General features: G+C 52.9%; 19 protein-coding genes. 18 read left to right on the forward strand and 1 reads right to left on the reverse strand.

Features of this window, described 5'->3' with window-relative positions:
• The first annotated feature begins 301 nt into the window (after positions 1 to 301).
• From L1X57_RS13070 to sppA, 3 genes are read left to right on the forward strand one after another with little or no spacing between them, the layout of a single operon-like run.
• The gene (locus L1X57_RS13070) at positions 302 to 1243 is read left to right on the forward strand and encodes an RluA family pseudouridine synthase (RefSeq protein WP_009722038.1); all 942 of its coding nucleotides are present in this window, start codon (positions 302 to 304) and stop codon (positions 1241 to 1243) included.
• A 9-nt stretch (positions 1244 to 1252) separates the two neighbouring features.
• Entirely contained in the window at positions 1253 to 1903 is a 651-nt protein-coding gene (locus L1X57_RS13075; RefSeq protein WP_009722039.1) for an HAD family hydrolase, read from the forward strand.
• A 60-nt stretch (positions 1904 to 1963) separates the two neighbouring features.
• Complete coding sequence (sppA, locus tag L1X57_RS13080; RefSeq protein ID WP_009722040.1) at positions 1964 to 3085, forward strand: signal peptide peptidase SppA; 1122 nt, start codon at positions 1964 to 1966, stop codon at positions 3083 to 3085.
• A gap of 3 nt (positions 3086 to 3088) precedes the next feature.
• Here sppA and L1X57_RS13085 read toward each other — a convergent pair whose 3' ends face one another.
• Positions 3089 to 3691: a Maf family protein gene (locus L1X57_RS13085; protein ID WP_234667758.1), complete on the reverse strand. Its 603-nt coding sequence runs from the start codon at positions 3689 to 3691 to the stop codon at positions 3089 to 3091.
• Positions 3692 to 3853: 162 nt separating this feature from the next.
• On the opposite strand from L1X57_RS13085, the gene L1X57_RS13090 reads away from it, so the two are divergent.
• The 15 genes from L1X57_RS13090 to L1X57_RS13160 all read left to right on the forward strand — a co-directional run bounded on the left by L1X57_RS13090 (position 3854) and on the right by L1X57_RS13160 (position 17007).
• Entirely contained in the window at positions 3854 to 4402 is a 549-nt protein-coding gene (locus tag L1X57_RS13090) for a YceD family protein (protein WP_009722043.1), read from the forward strand.
• Between the two features lie 36 nt (positions 4403 to 4438).
• Entirely contained in the window at positions 4439 to 4609 is a 171-nt protein-coding gene (gene rpmF / locus L1X57_RS13095; RefSeq protein WP_009099300.1) for a 50S ribosomal protein L32, read from the forward strand.
• Between the two features lie 43 nt (positions 4610 to 4652).
• Entirely contained in the window at positions 4653 to 5672 is a 1020-nt protein-coding gene (plsX, locus tag L1X57_RS13100; protein ID WP_009722044.1) for a phosphate acyltransferase PlsX, read from the forward strand.
• Positions 5673 to 5823: 151 nt separating this feature from the next.
• The gene (fabD, locus tag L1X57_RS13105) at positions 5824 to 6783 is read left to right on the forward strand and encodes an ACP S-malonyltransferase (RefSeq protein WP_009722045.1); all 960 of its coding nucleotides are present in this window, start codon (positions 5824 to 5826) and stop codon (positions 6781 to 6783) included.
• 66 nt (positions 6784 to 6849) lie between these two features.
• A complete protein-coding gene (gene fabG, locus L1X57_RS13110; protein ID WP_009722046.1) occupies positions 6850 to 7593 on the forward strand; it encodes a 3-oxoacyl-ACP reductase FabG in 744 nt (247 codons plus the stop codon).
• 124 nt (positions 7594 to 7717) lie between these two features.
• The gene (gene acpP, locus L1X57_RS13115; protein WP_008956801.1) at positions 7718 to 7951 is read left to right on the forward strand and encodes an acyl carrier protein; all 234 of its coding nucleotides are present in this window, start codon (positions 7718 to 7720) and stop codon (positions 7949 to 7951) included.
• A gap of 193 nt (positions 7952 to 8144) precedes the next feature.
• Positions 8145 to 9383, forward strand: a complete 1239-nt coding sequence (fabF, locus tag L1X57_RS13120) for a beta-ketoacyl-ACP synthase II (RefSeq protein WP_234667759.1) — start codon at positions 8145 to 8147, stop codon at positions 9381 to 9383.
• Positions 9384 to 9389: 6 nt separating this feature from the next.
• Positions 9390 to 10196: an aminodeoxychorismate lyase gene (gene pabC, locus L1X57_RS13125; protein WP_009722049.1), complete on the forward strand. Its 807-nt coding sequence runs from the start codon at positions 9390 to 9392 to the stop codon at positions 10194 to 10196.
• A gap of 30 nt (positions 10197 to 10226) precedes the next feature.
• Positions 10227 to 11234, forward strand: coding sequence for an endolytic transglycosylase MltG (gene mltG, locus L1X57_RS13130; protein ID WP_009722050.1), 1008 nt, complete (start codon positions 10227 to 10229; stop codon positions 11232 to 11234).
• 63 nt (positions 11235 to 11297) lie between these two features.
• Positions 11298 to 11951, forward strand: a complete 654-nt coding sequence (gene tmk / locus L1X57_RS13135; protein ID WP_009722051.1) for a dTMP kinase — start codon at positions 11298 to 11300, stop codon at positions 11949 to 11951.
• Positions 11942 to 12925 (forward strand): DNA polymerase III subunit delta', encoded by a 984-nt coding sequence (locus tag L1X57_RS13140; RefSeq protein WP_009722052.1) that lies wholly within the window; start codon positions 11942 to 11944, stop codon positions 12923 to 12925. The genes tmk and L1X57_RS13140 overlap by 10 nt, the downstream gene beginning before the upstream one ends.
• A 22-nt stretch (positions 12926 to 12947) precedes the next feature.
• Positions 12948 to 13283, forward strand: coding sequence for a PilZ domain-containing protein (locus L1X57_RS13145; RefSeq protein ID WP_009722053.1), 336 nt, complete (start codon positions 12948 to 12950; stop codon positions 13281 to 13283).
• Positions 13284 to 13371: 88 nt separating this feature from the next.
• Positions 13372 to 14205 (forward strand): TatD family hydrolase, encoded by an 834-nt coding sequence (locus L1X57_RS13150; RefSeq protein WP_009722054.1) that lies wholly within the window; start codon positions 13372 to 13374, stop codon positions 14203 to 14205.
• A gap of 31 nt (positions 14206 to 14236) precedes the next feature.
• Entirely contained in the window at positions 14237 to 14803 is a 567-nt protein-coding gene (locus tag L1X57_RS13155) for a DUF1285 domain-containing protein (RefSeq protein WP_009722055.1), read from the forward strand.
• A complete protein-coding gene (locus L1X57_RS13160; protein WP_009722056.1) occupies positions 14800 to 17007 on the forward strand; it encodes an ATP-dependent helicase in 2208 nt (735 codons plus the stop codon). The genes L1X57_RS13155 and L1X57_RS13160 overlap by 4 nt, the downstream gene beginning before the upstream one ends.
• Positions 17008 to 17009: the final 2 nt, after the last annotated feature.

Raw genomic sequence — 17009 nt, forward strand, 5'->3', positions numbered from 1 at the left:
ACTGTATATCCAGTACGTTATTTCAGTACGTTATTTCAATGCGTTAGGCGTTTGGGTAATGCGTACACTACGCCATTTTGCCTATGCTCTGGCCTGCGTGTTTGTCGGGCAGGCGCTAGGCGAAGAATGGTAACGCACCCGTTACGACGTGTCTGTTTACGGGTAAGCCACACTTGGCCGCTGAACGTTCTGGAATATAACAGTAAAGACAACTACCAGCAATTGACGCAATGCGCATTGGTCTACGCTAGAATGCCGTTTTTAGCCTGTCGCTATAAGATCACACCAGGAGTGAGCGTTAATGTCCGAAGGGCGGGAAGTACAGTGGGTGGATATCGCCCCGGAACAAGCAGGTCAACGAATCGACAATTTTCTGATGACGCGTTTAAAAGGTGCTCCTCGTGCATTGATTTATCGCATTGTGCGTAAAGGCGAGGTAAGGGTTAATAAAAAACGCGTTAAAGTGGATTATCGCCTTCAAGCTGGCGATTTAGTGCGTGTGCCACCGCTGCGCTTAGCACCCAGAGAAGCGGTTAAAGAAGTTAGCGACAATTTACGTGATTTGTTGATTGGTAGCGTCATTATGGAAGGGCCAGATTGGATGGTGATTAACAAACCATCCGGCCTGGCAGTCCATGGAGGAAGTGGTGTAAAAATTGGTCTAATTGAAGCGCTTCGACAAGTGCGCGACGACCTTACTTTTTTAGAGCTTGTTCACCGCTTGGATCGTGATACATCGGGTTGTTTGCTGTTGGCAAAATCTCGGGATGCGCTAGTCACACTCAACGAATCGCTTAAAAAGCACGCAATGGACAAGCGCTACTTGGCGCTAGTGAGTGGGCGCTGGCCTGCCCGAAAGACCTATGTGAGTGCTCGTTTAGACCGCTTTGATGCGGGTAACGGTGAGCGGCGGGTGCGAGTAGATCCTAACGGCAAGGTTTCACGGACTCACTTTTCGGTAGTAGAAACTTTTGAAAAGGTCACGCTAATAGAGGCAGAGCCTGTAACAGGTCGCACCCACCAGATTCGTGTGCATGCGGCTCATGCCGGGCATGCCTTGTTGGGTGACGATAAATATGGAACCCGCGAAAGTAACCACATGGCACAGCGCCTTGGCCTGGGGCGTCTGTTTCTTCATGCCCGTGCATTAACGTTTCCTGAACCTGGCAATGGCCGTCCCGTTACGGTGAAGGCGCCGTTGCCTGAGGCGTTGGAAGAAGCGCTAAAGCGCGCTCGGAAATAAGGAAACGAAATGCGCTATGAGCTAATTATCTTTGATTGGGACGGCACGCTGATGAACTCTGTGCCGAAAATAGTTGCCTGCATGCAGGCAGCTGCTTTTGATGCCGAGTGGGATGAGTTAGACGTCAGTGCTATCGAAAATATTATTGGTTTGGGCCTGCCTGAGGCGATAGCGACGTTATGTCCTGGTATTGAAGCGGCTCAGGCTGAGCGTTTGCGTCAACGCTATGCCTACCATTTCGTACATGGCGACTCGACGCCCATGCCTTTTTTTGAAGGCGTAAAAGAGCAAATCGCCCGGCTGCGTGAACATCCCCATCAGCGTCTGGCGGTGGCAACGGGTAAAAGTCGCCGTGGTTTAGATCGAGTTTTCTCCGAAGCAAAGTGTGGCGCTTGGTTTCATGCCAGTCGAACGGCAGATGAAACGCGTTCTAAGCCCCATCCACAGATGATTCTTGAGCTGCTTGACGAGCTGAAAGTGCCCGTCGAACGCGCTGTGATGGTGGGTGATACCGAATATGATCTTGAAATGGCTAGGTCCATTAATATGGATCGTGTGGGCGTTACTTACGGTGTACATGCCCGCGCTCGGTTGGCGGCTAGTCAGCCTGTGTGGCTGGCGGATGATGTAGATAGCCTGTTCGACTGGCTCCATGGTTAGTGGTGTTAATAGTCGCTACGGGCAGTAATTGTACGACCAGGCGGACATTAGGAATCGTATATGAGTGATGAGCAACAGCGCGGTGATAATGATAGTGGCTCCCAAGTGGGTGATGATTCCCCGGGGAAGGTGAGTGGTGATCGGTGGACCGACGGGCCGGAAGTTGTTCGGCAAGCCAAGCAGCAACCGCTGCCGGGGGCAGAGGGTGATGATGCTGAGACGCTCCGGGAGCGACAGCGGTTAGCGCAATTAGAAATGATGGATCGTTGGGTTGGCGGTGTTTTAACGGAGCAGCGCAGAACCCGACGGTGGAAATTGTTCTTTCGTTTGATGCTGTTGGCGATTGTATTGATATCGTTAACAACAATGCTGTACCGCGTTTTTCTCGCTGAGCCGACTGCCTCATTGCCCACTCAGCGCCATTTGGCACTGGTTGAAGTGCATGGTGTGATTACTAGTGATGCACCAGCGAATGCTGAGCGGATCATCAAAGGTTTGAATCGTGCATGGTCATCGGGAAGTGCCGCTGCTGTTGTGTTGCACATTGATAGTCCCGGTGGAAGTCCTGTCCAATCGCAGCGTATTTATGCAGAGATAATGCGTCTGCGTGATCAGGGGGATAAGCCTATTATTGCAGTGATAGAGGATATTGGCGCTAGTGGCGCTTACTACATTGCCTCAGCTGCGGATAGCATCGTGGCGTCCCGTGCAAGCTTAGTTGGTTCTATCGGCGTTATTTATTCCGGCTTTGGCTTCCAAGAAGCGATCAACCAGATTGGCATTGAGCGTCGCGTAATGACTGCCGGTGAAAATAAGGCTTTTCTGGATCCTTTTCAGCCGCTTGATGAAGACGTGGCTGAGTTCTGGCAAGGCGTTTTGGCTCAAACCCATGAGCAGTTTATAGACGATGTTAAGGCAGGGCGCGGTGATCGATTGAGCGACAGCCCTGAAGTTTTCTCAGGGCTTATCTGGAGTGGAGAGCAGGCGTTAGAGCTGGGTTTGGTAGATGAACTAGCCAGCCTTGAGCAAGTGGCTCGATCGCAGGTGGGTGAGGCTGATTGGGAAAACTATACGCCTAGCTTAGACCCTTTTGAGCGCTTGACGCGCCGATTTACCCAAACAGCCGCTGAAGTGCTTGGGCTGCAGCGTGCACATGCTCCATTGCGCTTTCAGACCCAGTAAATGCTAAACGTCGCCGAGGGGGTTCATGCCTGCTTGGCGAAGCATGTCGCACAGTGCTATGAGGGGGAGCCCAATGAGTGCGTTTGGGTCTCGGCCTTCGAGTTTTTCAAACAAACTGATACCCAGCCCTTCCATGCGGAAGCTGCCTGCGCTATCCAGTGGCTGCTCAAGGGCAACATATCGCGCAATTTCCTGTTCGCTCAGTAAGCGAAAAAACACCTCAAACGGCTCGATATGGACGTGATGCCGTTGGTGGCGAGTATCAACTAACGCTAAACCCGTTAGAAATGTCACTTTTTGGCCAGAAAAGCGCGTCAAGTTCTCCCGAGCGCGCTCCTCTGTGTGGGGTTTGCCGAGAATGTCACCCTCAAACAGAGCTATTTGATCGGAGCCAATGATGCAATGGTTGGGAAAGTGCTCAGCAACGGCGTTGGCTTTGCTCAGCGCCAAGCGATGTACTAAGGCGCTGGGCGTTTCATTAGGATGGGGCGTTTCGTCGATGTCTGGTGAGCAGCACTGGTAGGGCAGTAATAGCCTGTCCAGTAGTGCTTGTCGGAAGCGAGAGCTAGAGGCGAGGACGAGTGTCGCGTCATTTGTTTGAGGCACAGCATTCTCCTTAATGGGCCTGGTTAGGCAGTAATCACCGTTCAAACGAGTGTAACGAAACCTTAGTGGTCTGCCTATTTAGGTGGTTTTGGCAGATAATCTCGTAAGAATTGTACCGACAGCTTTGACAGCGGGGGGGCGAGTGCCTATCATTGCGCGCCTATGTTGACCTCACAAATCCCCAGCCGGGTTGAGCCTTATAAGCTTGCAGCCCGCCGCGAACGACTAGAAGGCATTGTGGCGCTTAATAAGTTGCCACGCCTAGCTGAAGAAGCAGGTGACCAAACCGGCGACTGTCATGTCGTACTTGAGTTTGGCGTTGATGCCCAAGGCCGTCGCGAAATTCGTGGCCATTTGCAAGCGACCCTGGCGTTGCCTTGTCGCCGTTGTCTGGTGCCGCTAAGCCAAGACGTTTCCAGTGATTTCTTATTAGGAATGATTGCAGACGAAGCCTTGGCTGCCGAGCTGCCTGCCAGTCATGAGCCGGTGCTGGTGGAAAATGAACAGCTGGACTTGCTGACGGTAATAGAGGATGAGCTTATCCTTAGCTTGCCGCAGGTGGTCTATCACGATGAGACCGAATGCCATGTCTCGGCGGAGCAGCTGGTCAGCAAGACCGAGGGCACGGCGGAAGAGTCCGCTCCGGCCAAAAACCCTTTCGCAGTGCTTAATGCTTTGAAAAGCAGTGGCGCTTTGAAAGGCAAAAAGTAAGCATCACTTACCTTAATTACCTTGGAGTAAACACCCATGGCAGTTCAACAGAACCGTAAAACTCGTTCCAAGCGCGGTATGCGTCGTAGCCACGATGCGCTGAGCGCACCGACTCTGTCTCAGGACAAAGAAACCGGTACTACTCACCTGCGTCACCACGTTTCTCCAGACGGTTTTTACCGCGGTCGTAAAGTGGTTGAGGTTTAAGCCTTAGCGCTTTTTATGAGCGGCAAAACAGGGTGGGTGCTGTGTGCGCCTAGCGATTGATGTAATGGGGGGTGACCAAGGCCCCCGTGCCATTATCGAAGGCTCCGCAAGGGCGGTTATTGAGCGCCCTGGCTTAGCATTAACTCTGTTTGGTCCGCGTCAGCAGATTGATGCTGAGCTTTCGCGTTTGCCGCAGCCTTTGGCTGCGGCAACGTCACGTTTGGTGGCTGTCGATGCTCCAGAAAGTGTGTCTCAAGCGGCAACAGCTGCCTGGGCAATGCGGCGCGGAGGCGCTACCAGCATGGCGTGTATGCTGCGCAGCCTGTCTTCCGGTGAAGCGGCGGCGGGAGTGAGTGCCGGAAATACCGGTGCTTTGGTCGCTTTAGCGAGGCGTGAACTTGGCATGTTGTCTGGTATCTCAAGGCCTGCAATAAGTACCGCAATACCCGCGCGTGGGGGAAAACGTTGTTATTTGCTTGATTTAGGAGCAAATGTTGATTCTCCAGCATCCAGGCTGTTTGATTTTGCCATGATGGGTGCCGCCATGGCCCAGTGCATGGATCGCATTAAGCGGCCTCGCGTTGCCTTGCTGAATGTGGGGTCTGAAGCTACAAAAGGTAGCGCTAATGTACGCGAAGCGGATCGTTTGCTCCGTGAGAGTGTCAGTGACTTAAGCTTTGATTACCTTGGTTATGCCGAGGGCGGCGATATTTTTCAAGGTGATCTTGACGTCGTGGTTTGCGATGGCTTTGTTGGTAATGTCACTTTGAAAGCCAGTGAAGGGTTGACTCGTATGTTGGTGGAGCGTGTACAAATGGCGTTTGAGTCACGCCTGAGTGGACGTTTGGCAAGTATACTGGCCAGGCCTGTACTGAAGAGGCTTAAACGGGAGCTAGACCCGGTACGCTATAATGGGGCCAGCCTCTTGGGGTTGCAGGGTATTGTGGTAAAAAGCCATGGCAGCACCCAGGCGGATGGTTTTTATTATGCTATCCAGCGTGCATTGCAAGAAGTGGAGCATGATTTGCCTGTCCGGATTGCAGCACGCTGGTCGCGTTCTTGAGCGCTGTCAACGCAGTAGATAATAAGACGTTATATATTTTTTGCGGGCTATTGGTGGTAGCAGGATGTGGCCAACGCTGTTACAGCAATGGCGCCAATAGCACGCTTATCGCTCAACTGAGCAAATGCCTACAAGAGCAAAGGTGAACGACATGTCTCAACCCCTTGCCCTCATTTTTCCCGGGCAAGGCTCTCAGCAGCTTGGAATGTTGCGAGAGCTAGCCGAGCGCTACAGTGTGGTGGGAACTACATTTGAGGAAGCGTCAGACGCTCTGGGCTACGATTTGTGGAAAGTCGTCCAGGAAGGTCCAGAAGAAGCGTTGAATGCGACGGCATGCACTCAGCCGGCACTACTTGCCTCCAGCGTTGCTATTTGGCGTATCTGGCAAGAGTTGGAAGGGCCTCGCCCAAGCGTCATGGCCGGCCATAGTCTCGGTGAATATAGTGCTATGGTTTGCGCTGGAGTGATGGGGTTCGCTGAAGGCGTACGCCTTGTTCGATTGCGTGGTGAAGCTATGCAGGAAGCTGTCCCTGCGGGAGAGGGTGGCATGGCGGCGATCCTTGGGCTTGATGATAGCGCCGTGGAAGCGGCCTGTGCCCAAGCGGCTGAAGATGAGGTAGTGTCTGCCGTTAATTACAACTCGCCTGGGCAGGTTGTCATCGCAGGCAGCAAAAATGCCGTTGAGCGTGCCATCGCTGCTTGCCAAGAGGCTGGAGCCAAGCGAGCGCTTTCACTGCCGGTTTCGGTGCCTTCCCACTGTGCGCTGATGCGACCAGCCGCTGAGCGCCTTGCTGCGGCTATGCAGGAAATTGAGTTACGTGCACCTCGTTATGCGGTTATTCAAAACGTCGATGCGCAAGCCCATGCTGATATTGAGACATTGCGTACGCGCCTAATCGAGCAGCTGTATCAGCCGGTTCGTTGGTCATCTTGCGTTGAAGCGATGGTCGAGCAAGGTGCTAATGTGTTCATTGAATGCGGGCCTGGCAAAGTGCTTACCGGGTTAAACAAGCGCATTATACGTAGTGCCAAAGGGTTGGCGGTAAATGATCCTGATAGCTTGGATTCAGCCCTTGAGTTAGCACGTGAGGCGTCGGCGGGTGGTGCGTGAGAAATGGCGCGTGTTAAGTCGCTATTTTCCGCTACCCTTGCTTAGTTAGGTTGAAGGAAGAACGTTATGACTCAAGAACGAAGAGTGGCACTAGTTACTGGTGCTAGCCGAGGTATTGGGCGAGCCATTGCTCATGAGCTTGGGCGTCAAGGACGTATCGTAGTGGGAACTGCCACTAGCGAATCGGGCGCTGAAAAAATTGATGCTGATCTAAAAGAGAATGGCATTGAAGGTGCAGGAATGTGCCTTAATGTTACCGATCAGCAGAGTATTGATCAGGTGCTAAAGACCATTGGCGAACGTTTTGGTGCGCCCACAATTTTGGTCAATAATGCCGGCATTACCCGCGATAACTTGCTAATGCGCATGAAAGAGGATGAGTGGGACTCCGTGATGGATACCAATCTTAAATCTGTTTATCGCGTTAGCAAAGCATGTCTACGTGGTATGACAAAGGCGCGCTTTGGGCGTATCGTGTCGATAAGTTCCGTAGTGGCGACGATGGGTAACCTAGGCCAAACTAACTACGCCGCCGCCAAGGCCGGGATGGAAGGTTTTAGTCGTGCTTTGGCGCGTGAGGTCGCTTCTCGTGCCATTACGGTTAATGCGGTAGCGCCTGGGTTTATTGCAACAGACATGACCGAAGCGTTGCCTGAAGCGCAGCATGAAATGCTGCTCAAGCAAATCCCTCTTTCGCGTTTAGGCGGGCCTGAGGAAATTGCTGCCGCCGTTGGCTTTTTGACAAGTGATGCTGCAGGTTATATCACTGGTGAAACGCTACACGTTAACGGCGGCATGAATATGCGTTGATGGCCTTGGGTTTGGCGGTTGCGTCAGCTTAAGGGCGTCTATAAACTACCCCGCAGCTTTTGGCTTGCGGTTTCCAAATGGCTGGTTATCAAAAACGGCTAATGTGAACGACTGGAGTACGTTGATGAGTACTATTGAAGAGCGCGTGAAGAAAGTTGTGGCAGAGCGCCTGAACGTTAAAGAAGAAGACATCCAGAACAGCTCTTCTTTTACTGAAGACCTGGGTGCTGATTCTCTTGACACCGTTGAGCTGGTGATGGCACTTGAAGAGGAATTTGATACTGAAATTCCTGACGAAGAAGCCGAAAAAATCACCACGGTTCAAGAAGCTATCGACTACGTAAACGCCCATCAGTAAGGGTTGAGTCGAAGCAGTGAGCCAGGGTGGGGTGCTTACCCACCCGTATAAAAAGCCGTCCTGAGTAGGGGCGGCTTTTTTGCTTTGTTGTCACAATGAATATAACGTTCAATCTCCGTTATACTAGTCACCAAATTTCTGCAGCAAATGACCCAGATGGGTCGTGTCACCATGGATGCCTGGAGGAAAGCTGATGGCGCGAAGAAGGGTAGTGGTAACTGGGTTAGGCCTGGTGACCCCAGTGGGCAACAGTGTTAATGAGTCGTGGGCAAATATTGTCGCCGGCAAAAGTGGCATAGCGCCGATTGAGCACTTTGATACAAGTGGCTTCAACACGCGTTTTGGAGGGTCGGTTAAAAATTTCGATATTAGCCCCTATCTGAATCCTAAAGATGCACGCAAGATGGATCTGTTTATCCAGTACGGCATGGCGGCGGGTGCCCAAGCCGTTCAGGATTCGGGGATTGAGTGTACCGAAGAGAATGCTGAGCGAATTGGTGTGGCTATTGGTTCAGGCATTGGCGGTTTGCCGATGATTGAGCATAACCACAATGCGCTTAACAAGGGAGGCGCACGCCGCGTTTCGCCGTTTTTTGTTCCCGGTTCAATCATTAATATGATTTCCGGCAACATGGCGATTCAGCATGGCTTCAAAGGCCCGAATATTGCGATCACCACCGCGTGTACAACGGGTACCCATAATATTGGCTACAGCGCTCGTACTATTGCTTACGGCGATGCCGATGTGATGATCTGTGGCGGCGCGGAAATGGCTACTACGCCGTTAGGATTGGGCGGATTTTCTGCAGCACGAGCACTCTCAACGCGCAATGAAGATCCTCAGGCGGCGAGTCGCCCATGGGATGCTGATCGTGACGGCTTTGTGCTGTCAGACGGTGCTGGTGTGCTTGTCTTGGAAGAGTACGAGCACGCCAAAGCGCGCGGCGCAAATATCTACGCAGAGCTTGCCGGCTTTGGTATGAGTGATGATGCCTACCATATGACGGCACCGCCGGAAGATGGTCGTGGAGCTGCACTTTCTATGAGCAATGCCATTAAAGATGCGAGTATCGACCCAGCGGATGTGCATTATATTAATGCGCATGGCACGTCTACCGCAGCGGGTGATTTAGCAGAAAGCCGTGCGATTGAAAAAGTGCTAGGTAGCGCAGCTCAGCAGGTTGCCGTGAGCTCTACCAAGTCAATGATTGGCCACCTCTTAGGTGCAGCAGGTGCGGTTGAAGCGGTGTTTAGTATTCTGGCTATTCGAGACCAGGTTGCGCCGCCTACCATTAACCTGGATAACCCGCAGGAAGGTTGTAATCTCGATTACGTGCCGCACACCGCACGGGAGATGCCCATTGATATTGCGCTCTCAAACTCGTTTGGGTTCGGTGGTACCAACGGCTCATTGCTGTTTAAAAAGGTATAGCACGCGATGTCAATGCCCCAGGTGCCGTTTGACGACCGAGGGCTTGCGTATGGTGACGGAGTATTTGAAACAGTGCTGCTGCGTGCTGGTGTCCCTGTGCTATGGGATTACCACTACGCGCGCTTACTGCAGGGCTGTCAGCGTTTAAATATTCCGTTGCCCTCTATGGAGCAATTAGTCGCTACTTGGCAATCCCCGCCTATCGCTGAGCTTGAAGTACTCAAGCTAATTCTGACGCGTGGAAGTGGTGGGAGAGGGTATGCGACGGCTGACAATTCTCAGCCGCGCTTGATTAGCCGTAGAACGCCTTTTGTGGTGAATGCCGACCATTGGCATGAGGGCGTTAACGTACGGATTTGTCAGTTGCGTTTGGGGCATCAGCCGCTATTGGCAGGCATTAAACACCTTAATCGGTTGGAAAATGTACTAGCACGCCAGGAGTGGAATGACCCATCTATCGCTGAGGGTTTGCTGGGAGATACCGATGGTTGGCTAGTGGAAGCCACTAGCATGAATGTCTTCTGGCAGCAGGCGGGAGCGCTATTCACGCCTCCATTATCGCAATGTGGCGTAGCGGGAACACTGCGTGCTGCATTACTGGATCGTGGAGTGGTGCAGGAAGCCACGATTGCGCTGAACGCTATCCATGAGGTTGATCGTCTCTGGGTGGCTAACTCGGTACAAGGTGTGTGGCCAGTGAACACGCTTTTAAGTAAAACAGGCGCAGTCCTGAAGTGCTGGTCATCCTCAGGCCAAGATAGGCTGCAAGTAATAGGCCATGACTTGCTTGGCTATTCGCCGACATCCCGTTAAGCAGAATTTTATCAACATTATTGAGGTGTCATGGTGAAACGGTTATTAGCTGCCGTAGGTGTCGTGGTTGTAGTTGGAGTCGCCGCAGTCGTGGGCGGCTATGCTTACTGGCAACACCGCTTATCGGCACCGATCACACTTGAAGAACCCAAGCTTTATCAGGTTCCTGCTGGTGCTGGTTTCAATCAGGTCGTTCGAGAACTGGAAAGCCAAGGCTTTATTGAAGATGCTTGGGCGTTTCAGCTATTAGCGCGTGTTGAGCCTGAGCGGGTGCCACGCTTACGTGTGGGTGAGTATCAGCTTACTCCAGGCATGAGTGGTCTTGAGTTGATTGCTCTCCTGGGGAGCAATAACGTTGTCACTTATGCGTTAACGATTCCCGAAGGGTGGACGTTTCGCCAAATGCGAGAGCTGCTCAACAGTGCGCCAAAGTTAGAGAACCATACCGAATCGTTAAGTGATAACGAAGTAATGGCACTATTAGAACGTGAAGATACGTTTGCTGAAGGCTGGTTTTTCCCCGATACCTACCGTTACCACCTGGGCATGAGCGATGTTGATATTCTACGTCAGGCGCTTTCCCGTATGGAGCGGATTTTAGAAGAGGTGTGGGATGCGCGTGATGATGATCTGACGATCGATACACCTTACGAAGCGCTCATTATGGCATCGCTCATTGAGCGTGAAACGGGCGCGCCGGATGAGCGTCGAGAAATTGCAGGCGTCTTTAAACGTCGTATGGAGCAGGGAATGCGTTTGCAAACAGATCCCACCGTCATCTATGGCATGGGCGAGCGCTATGAGGGGCGAATCACACGTGCGGATTTACGTGAGGCAACACCCTATAACACTTATGTGATTGACGGCATGCCACCAACGCCGATTGCCTTGCCCGGGCGCGCTTCCCTTGAAGCGGCTGTGAATCCGCTACCCGGAGAAACGCTTTACTTCGTCTCGCGCGGTGACGGTACCCACCATTTTTCACGTACGCTACGTGAGCATAATAACGCGGTTAATCGCTATATTCGCAATCGCTAATTAGGTTAAGTCATTGTTTAAGTGTGATGTGTTTTTCTCGAATTTACTTAGTAAGGGGCTTCAATGAGCAAGCGCGGACGCTTCATCACCCTTGAGGGTGGTGAGGGAGTCGGAAAATCTACTAACGTGGCGTTTGTAGAGACATGGCTACAAGAGCGCGGGATAGAGGTTGTGCGAACCCGTGAGCCCGGGGGGACGCCGCGCGCTGAAGCGATTCGAGGATTGCTGCTTGATCCCTCTTTCGATGAGCCCTTGCACAGTGATGCCGAATTACTATTAATGTTTGCCGCGCGAGCCCAGCATCTAGCGCAAAAAATAGTCCCAGCCCTTGAGCGCGGTGCCTGGGTGATCTGTGATCGTTTTACCGACGCTACCTTTGCTTATCAGGGCGGCGGCCGAGGTATTGAGTCAGATCGCATTGCTCAACTGGAGCAGTTCGTGCAAAAAGGCCTCTCCCCAGATCTAACCCTGTTGTTAGATATGTCACCCGATGCTGCGAAAGAGCGTCTTGAAGGGCGGTTAAGAGACCAGCAAACGCAGCGTGATCGTTTTGAGCAAGAGCAGCTCGCCTTTTTTCAGGCTGTTCGCCACGCTTACTTAGAGCGTGCTGCTGCGGCGCCTCAGCGTTTCGCGTTAATAGATGCAGGGCGAGCGCTTGATCAAGTACAGGCGTCGCTAGCTCAAACGCTAGAAGAACGAGTGGCTCTATGGCAATAACGGGAGTGCTGCCTTGGCACCAGTCTACGTGGCAGCAGTTGATTCGTCTCACCAATGAAGGACGACTGCCGCATGCGCTGTTAATCAGTGGCGCTCACGGGGTTGGCAAGCAGCAGTTGGCGGAAGCGTTAATCGCTCGAACGTTATGCGCACAGCCTGGCGAGCTAGCCTGTGGCCATTGTCATAGCTGTGCCATGCTAGCCTCAGGTTACCACCCTGATTTGATGCGCATTTCTCCGGAAGAGGGGAAGCGCCAGATTCGAATTGACCCCATACGAGATGTAAACCGCTTTGTTTCGCAAACCGCGCAGCAGGGAGGTTATCGTGTGATCGTGATCTCTCCCGCGGAAGCGATGAATATTGCGGCGGCAAACGCATTGCTTAAAAGCCTTGAAGAGCCCGGCGATAAAACGCTATTTATTTTGCTGTCAGACGTCCCTTCGCGAACGCTACCCACGATTCGCTCCCGCTGTCAGCAGTGGCCATTAGCCAGTGTCCCTTTTAATGATTGCCGTGGCTGGTTGACTGAGAAGCTTGGCAGCGACGAAGCACATTTTTGGTGGCGAGTGTCGGGTGGTTTGCCGCTGCTTGCAGTGGAATTAGCAACGCCAGAGGAGCGCGCTCTTCGCCATCAAATTCATGACAGCTTCGAGCAGTTGGTGCGTGGTGCTGAGCCTGTTTCAGAAGCTGCCAGGCTTGATCGTCAGGCCATTGATGCCATCTTGTGGTACGGTATTGCTTGGCTTGAAGACCTGATACGGCTGGGCTTGTCTGGAGAAACCTCGGTGCTGCATAACCCTGATTTAGAGCCGTTATACCGTCAAGCGATGAAAAATGGACGGGTGCAGGACTGGTTCCGGTTACTGGATTATGCCCGAGAGCAGCGCCGTTTATTTGCAGTCGGTGCTAACCCGAACCCTCAGCTAGTACTTGAAGCGTGGCTGGTGCGCTGGTCGGCGCTGTTACGCTCCTAGGGTTGTTGCCAACGAGGCTGTTATGACGGTTCAAAAAGCACTTTCTTTGACAATACCGGATATACCGACGTTGCTTTCCGCGTATATGCCTTTTCTGGATAGAGGCGGCATTTTTGTACCGACTAAAACGCCCTACAAACTTGGAGAGCAGGTCAATCTATTGCTGACATTGCCAGGGGAGAGTGAACGCCTCTCCATTACTGGCCATGTTGTTTGGGTCTCGCCTGAAGGCGTAAGTGGACAGCGAATGCCAGGTATTGGGGTACATTTCAGTCAGCAGGACTACTCCGTACGTGATCGTATTGAAACGTTGTTGGCTGGCCAGTTAGATAAAGCGCCTCCCTCTTTTACACTTTGATAGCGCCGAGTTAACACCGAGTTTACACCGTAATAGCACTGAACAAGGCCTACCCCTTTACCTGTTTACAAGAATTTAAGAGAGCTGCATGTTTGTCGATTCCCACTGCCATTTAGACCGTTTATCTGAACTCACCCATGATGGCGATATTGCCGCAACGCTGGCAGCTGCTCGTGCTGCTAACGTGAACCAGTTCTTAGCTATTGCGGTGACGCTTGAGGAGATGCCGGGGTTAGCTGCAATCGCCCGTGAGCACCACGACGTCGTTATTTCGGCGGGATTGCACCCGCTACATCAGGCCTCAAAAGAGCCAAGCGTTAGCGATATTGTTGATGCTGCTGAGCAGTATGGTGCAGTCGCCATTGGTGAAACAGGGCTGGATTATCACTATCAGGACAGCGTGCCTGTGGCGGTTCAGCACGAGCGTTTTAAGCGCCATTTGATAGCGGCTAACGAGCTAGAGTTGCCGGTTATTATTCATACCCGTGAAGCGAAAGAAGACACGTTAGCGCTGCTGCGCGAGCACACTAATCCAGATATTGGTGGCGTATTACACTGCTTTACTGAAGATTTAGACATGGCGCGTGAGGCTGTGCGGCTTGGGTTCTATATTTCGTTATCGGGTATTATCACCTTCCGCAATGCCGCGTCGCTTAGAGAACTAGCCAGAAAGCTGCCGCTTGACCGACTACTGATTGAAACCGATAGCCCTTATTTAGCGCCTGTACCTTATCGTGGAAAACCCAACGAACCCGCCTGGGTGGTTGAGGTGGCAGAGTGTATCGCTAAAGAGCGGGGTATCAGCGTTGATGAAGTGGCGATGCAAACCACCGCCAACTTTTATCACTTATTCCGCGCTGCTGTGCCCGATGCACCTGATAACGTAAAGGAAGCATTGGCGCAGTCCGGTTTAGTGGTATAAGTGGCTGAAAGCACAGCCTGGGAGGTAAGCGATGAATATTGATCGGCTTATGCAGCAATTTAACGGCTCGGCGACGATTCCCCCCGTTGATGAGTGGCAGCCAGCCCTAAGCGGCGATATCGATATCGTTATTCAGGCTGATGGCACGTGGCTGCATGAAGGAAAGCCGTTTGAGCGCCTTGCCATACCACGGCTGTTAGCGAGCCTATTACGACGCGATGCCGATGGCTATTGTCTGGTAACACCTGTTGAGCGTTGGCGTGTCACCGTGGTTGACTGCCCGTTTGTGGCGGTAGAGGCAGATTTTTACGATGATGCCTGGTGGCTGACGACCCAGTTTGACGACGTTGTCCGTGTAGATGCAGAGCACCCACTCAGCCTCTCCAAAACGCCTGAGGGCGATCTTACGCCTGAGTGTGCCGTTCGCTTTGGGCTAGCGGCTCGCTTGCATCGCAACGTGTATTATCGGTTGGTAGAGCAGGCCACGCTGAGCGAAGCAGACGACGGCGAATGTCAGTGTCGGCTTTATAGCGCTGGGTCTTGGTATGTCTTAGGTCAGTTTAATGCCAACGATGTGATGCCAGGCGAGGCGACGTGAAATTAACCGCTGAACAGCAAGCTGTTGTCCATCATCGCGAGGGGCATGCCCGCGTAGCTGCTGTCGCGGGGGCAGGTAAAACTACTACGATGGCAGCAAGGGTACTCCACCTGTTGGCGTCTGGCGTGTCGCCGAAGCGTATGCTGGTGCTAATGTTTAACCGCTCCGCCCGGGACGACTTTCAACGCCGCTTGATCAGCATGGCGCCTAAAGGACAGTCGTTGCCCGATGTGCGCACCTTTCACTCCCTTGGCCATCGGTTGACGCAGAGTCTGTGTCGCTGGGGCGCGATTGCGCCAAGGCGTCTACTATCTGCCGATTGGCAGTTAGAGCGTCTTTTACGCCAAGCCAGCCTGAATGTACTTAGCGCTGCGGTCGAGCGTCGTGATGCGGCAATAGAAGGGGATCGGTTAGAAGCGCTTGCTCATTTCTGTGGGCTGGTAAAAGCGGAAATGCTATCGGCTGATGCACTTTACAAACGACTTAATTATGAGCCGGATACTGACTACTTTCCCATGGCGTTTGATGAAGCCGAACGTCTGCTACACGCCGAAGGCGTCATGACCTATGCCGATTTGCTGTATCGACCTCTACAGGTTTTAGAAGCAGATCAGACGTTGCGTAGCCGTGTGGAAGGCTTTCTGGATCATGTCATCATTGATGAATATCAGGATATTAATACTGCTCAGCAACGGTTGCTGGCGGTGCTAGCGGGCTCCAGTGCCAATGTGATGGCGGTCGGTGATGCGAATCAGTGCATCTACGAGTGGCGGGGCGCACGCCCTGACACCATGCTGGAGAACTTTACCGCCACGTTTGGCAGCGCCACAGACTACCCGCTCTCTATAACGTTTCGTCATGGCCACGCGCTGGCGCTAACCGCTAACCACGCCATTATGGCTAATCAGCGCCGACCAGACCAGCTCTGTTTGGCAGATGCTAATAATCCTGAGACTCATATATCTGTCGGCCAGGGCAGCCGACTGCTGCTCGATGCCTTGGTCGATTGGCAAGCGCAGGGGCGAGCACTGAGTGATGCCAGTTTGTTGGTACGTAGCTGGGCGCTTTCGGTGCCGTTTCAGTTGGCACTACTGCAGGCGGGTATCCCGTTTCGTCTTCAGCGAGAAGATCGTTTCGTTTTCCGACTCCCTCTAGTGCAGGCATTGGCTGGCTATTTGAAACTGTCTCGCCAGCCAGAACTACTGCACGACCCAGAGCAACTCTTGCTTTTGCTCTCTCAGCCAACGCCTTTCGTTGCCCGTGAGCGGCTCCAGCAGCTCGCGTATCAGCTGGCCAGCACCCAGCGCTGGCCTGAGCGCCATGAGCCTGTTCTGGCCGCTTTAAAGCCACTGCAGCGCCGCACATTAAAAAAACGCTGGTCACTGCTATGTGAGCTCCCCAAATTGAGTGATTGGCCGCCTGCGAAGCTGCTGAGTCATGTGGTGGAGACGATTGACGCGGAAAAAACCCTAAAGCGAGCAGCTGCAAGACGCGACAAGGGCGAGGAGGACGTTCGTCTATTGGATGTGCTTATTGAGCAGGCCGATAGCGTGAAAGATCCAGATGCGTTTATCGAGCTGCTTGAGCGTCCAGTAGAAAACCAAGCGGGCGGCGTTTTGATTAGTACGGTTCACGGAGCCAAAGGCCTTGAATGGCCGTTGGTCGCCGTTGCTGGCGTAAACGAAGAGGATTTTCCTCACTACAGCCGCGATAACCCGCTTAATGATGAGCGGCTAGAGGAAGAGCGACGACTGTTTTACGTAGCGATTACGCGGGCTCAAGAGCAACTGCTGGTGCTGCATGATGGTGGAGTTCATCGGCCTAGTCGCTTTATTGCGGAAAGCGCCTGGCAGGACAGTCTGCGGATGGCGTCGTGTCTGTCGCGTCAAGATCCCCCTGCAACGGCCGTGCAAGTCGCATCGCCGAGCTTGGTGAGGCGCTATCTTGAGCGATTAGGGCGAACGGATATTGAGCTGGCAGCGCCGCAGATCAATGAGGCAGCGGCAAGTTATCAGGCTGATGCTCACTTTTACCCTGGACAGCGCTTGATGCATGCCGTGTTTGGAGAAGGGGAGGTAGCGTCGGTGGAAGGCAACCCTTCTGACCCGGTCATCGACGTGCGCTTTGCTCAGGCCGGTCGGCGTCGTCTCATTGCCCGGCGTGCGCCGATAGAACGAATAGAGCCACCAGCGCAGCCAGCATAACT

Source organism: Halomonas sp. TD01, assembly GCF_923868895.1.
Classification (GTDB): Bacteria; Pseudomonadota; Gammaproteobacteria; order Pseudomonadales; family Halomonadaceae; genus Vreelandella.

What these genes read in the sequence shown, in the direction of transcription:
- sppA (WP_009722040.1), top strand. Translation starts at nt 1,964, where the DNA reads ATGAGTGATGAGCAACAGCGCGGTGATAATGATAGTGGCTCCCAAGTG.
- tmk (WP_009722051.1), top strand. Translation starts at nt 11,298, where the DNA reads ATGAGCAAGCGCGGACGCTTCATCACCCTTGAGGGTGGTGAGGGAGTC.
- mltG (WP_009722050.1), top strand. Translation starts at nt 10,227, where the DNA reads ATGGTGAAACGGTTATTAGCTGCCGTAGGTGTCGTGGTTGTAGTTGGA.
- L1X57_RS13090 (WP_009722043.1), top strand. Translation starts at nt 3,854, where the DNA reads ATGTTGACCTCACAAATCCCCAGCCGGGTTGAGCCTTATAAGCTTGCA.
- pabC (WP_009722049.1), top strand. Translation starts at nt 9,390, where the DNA reads ATGTCAATGCCCCAGGTGCCGTTTGACGACCGAGGGCTTGCGTATGGT.
- L1X57_RS13145 (WP_009722053.1), top strand. Translation starts at nt 12,948, where the DNA reads ATGACGGTTCAAAAAGCACTTTCTTTGACAATACCGGATATACCGACG.
- L1X57_RS13155 (WP_009722055.1), top strand. Translation starts at nt 14,237, where the DNA reads ATGAATATTGATCGGCTTATGCAGCAATTTAACGGCTCGGCGACGATT.
- rpmF (WP_009099300.1), top strand. Translation starts at nt 4,439, where the DNA reads ATGGCAGTTCAACAGAACCGTAAAACTCGTTCCAAGCGCGGTATGCGT.
- L1X57_RS13075 (WP_009722039.1), top strand. Translation starts at nt 1,253, where the DNA reads ATGCGCTATGAGCTAATTATCTTTGATTGGGACGGCACGCTGATGAAC.
- L1X57_RS13140 (WP_009722052.1), top strand. Translation starts at nt 11,942, where the DNA reads ATGGCAATAACGGGAGTGCTGCCTTGGCACCAGTCTACGTGGCAGCAG.
- acpP (WP_008956801.1), top strand. Translation starts at nt 7,718, where the DNA reads ATGAGTACTATTGAAGAGCGCGTGAAGAAAGTTGTGGCAGAGCGCCTG.
- fabD (WP_009722045.1), top strand. Translation starts at nt 5,824, where the DNA reads ATGTCTCAACCCCTTGCCCTCATTTTTCCCGGGCAAGGCTCTCAGCAG.
- L1X57_RS13070 (WP_009722038.1), top strand. Translation starts at nt 302, where the DNA reads ATGTCCGAAGGGCGGGAAGTACAGTGGGTGGATATCGCCCCGGAACAA.
- L1X57_RS13150 (WP_009722054.1), top strand. Translation starts at nt 13,372, where the DNA reads ATGTTTGTCGATTCCCACTGCCATTTAGACCGTTTATCTGAACTCACC.
- fabF (WP_234667759.1), top strand. Translation starts at nt 8,145, where the DNA reads ATGGCGCGAAGAAGGGTAGTGGTAACTGGGTTAGGCCTGGTGACCCCA.
- fabG (WP_009722046.1), top strand. Translation starts at nt 6,850, where the DNA reads ATGACTCAAGAACGAAGAGTGGCACTAGTTACTGGTGCTAGCCGAGGT.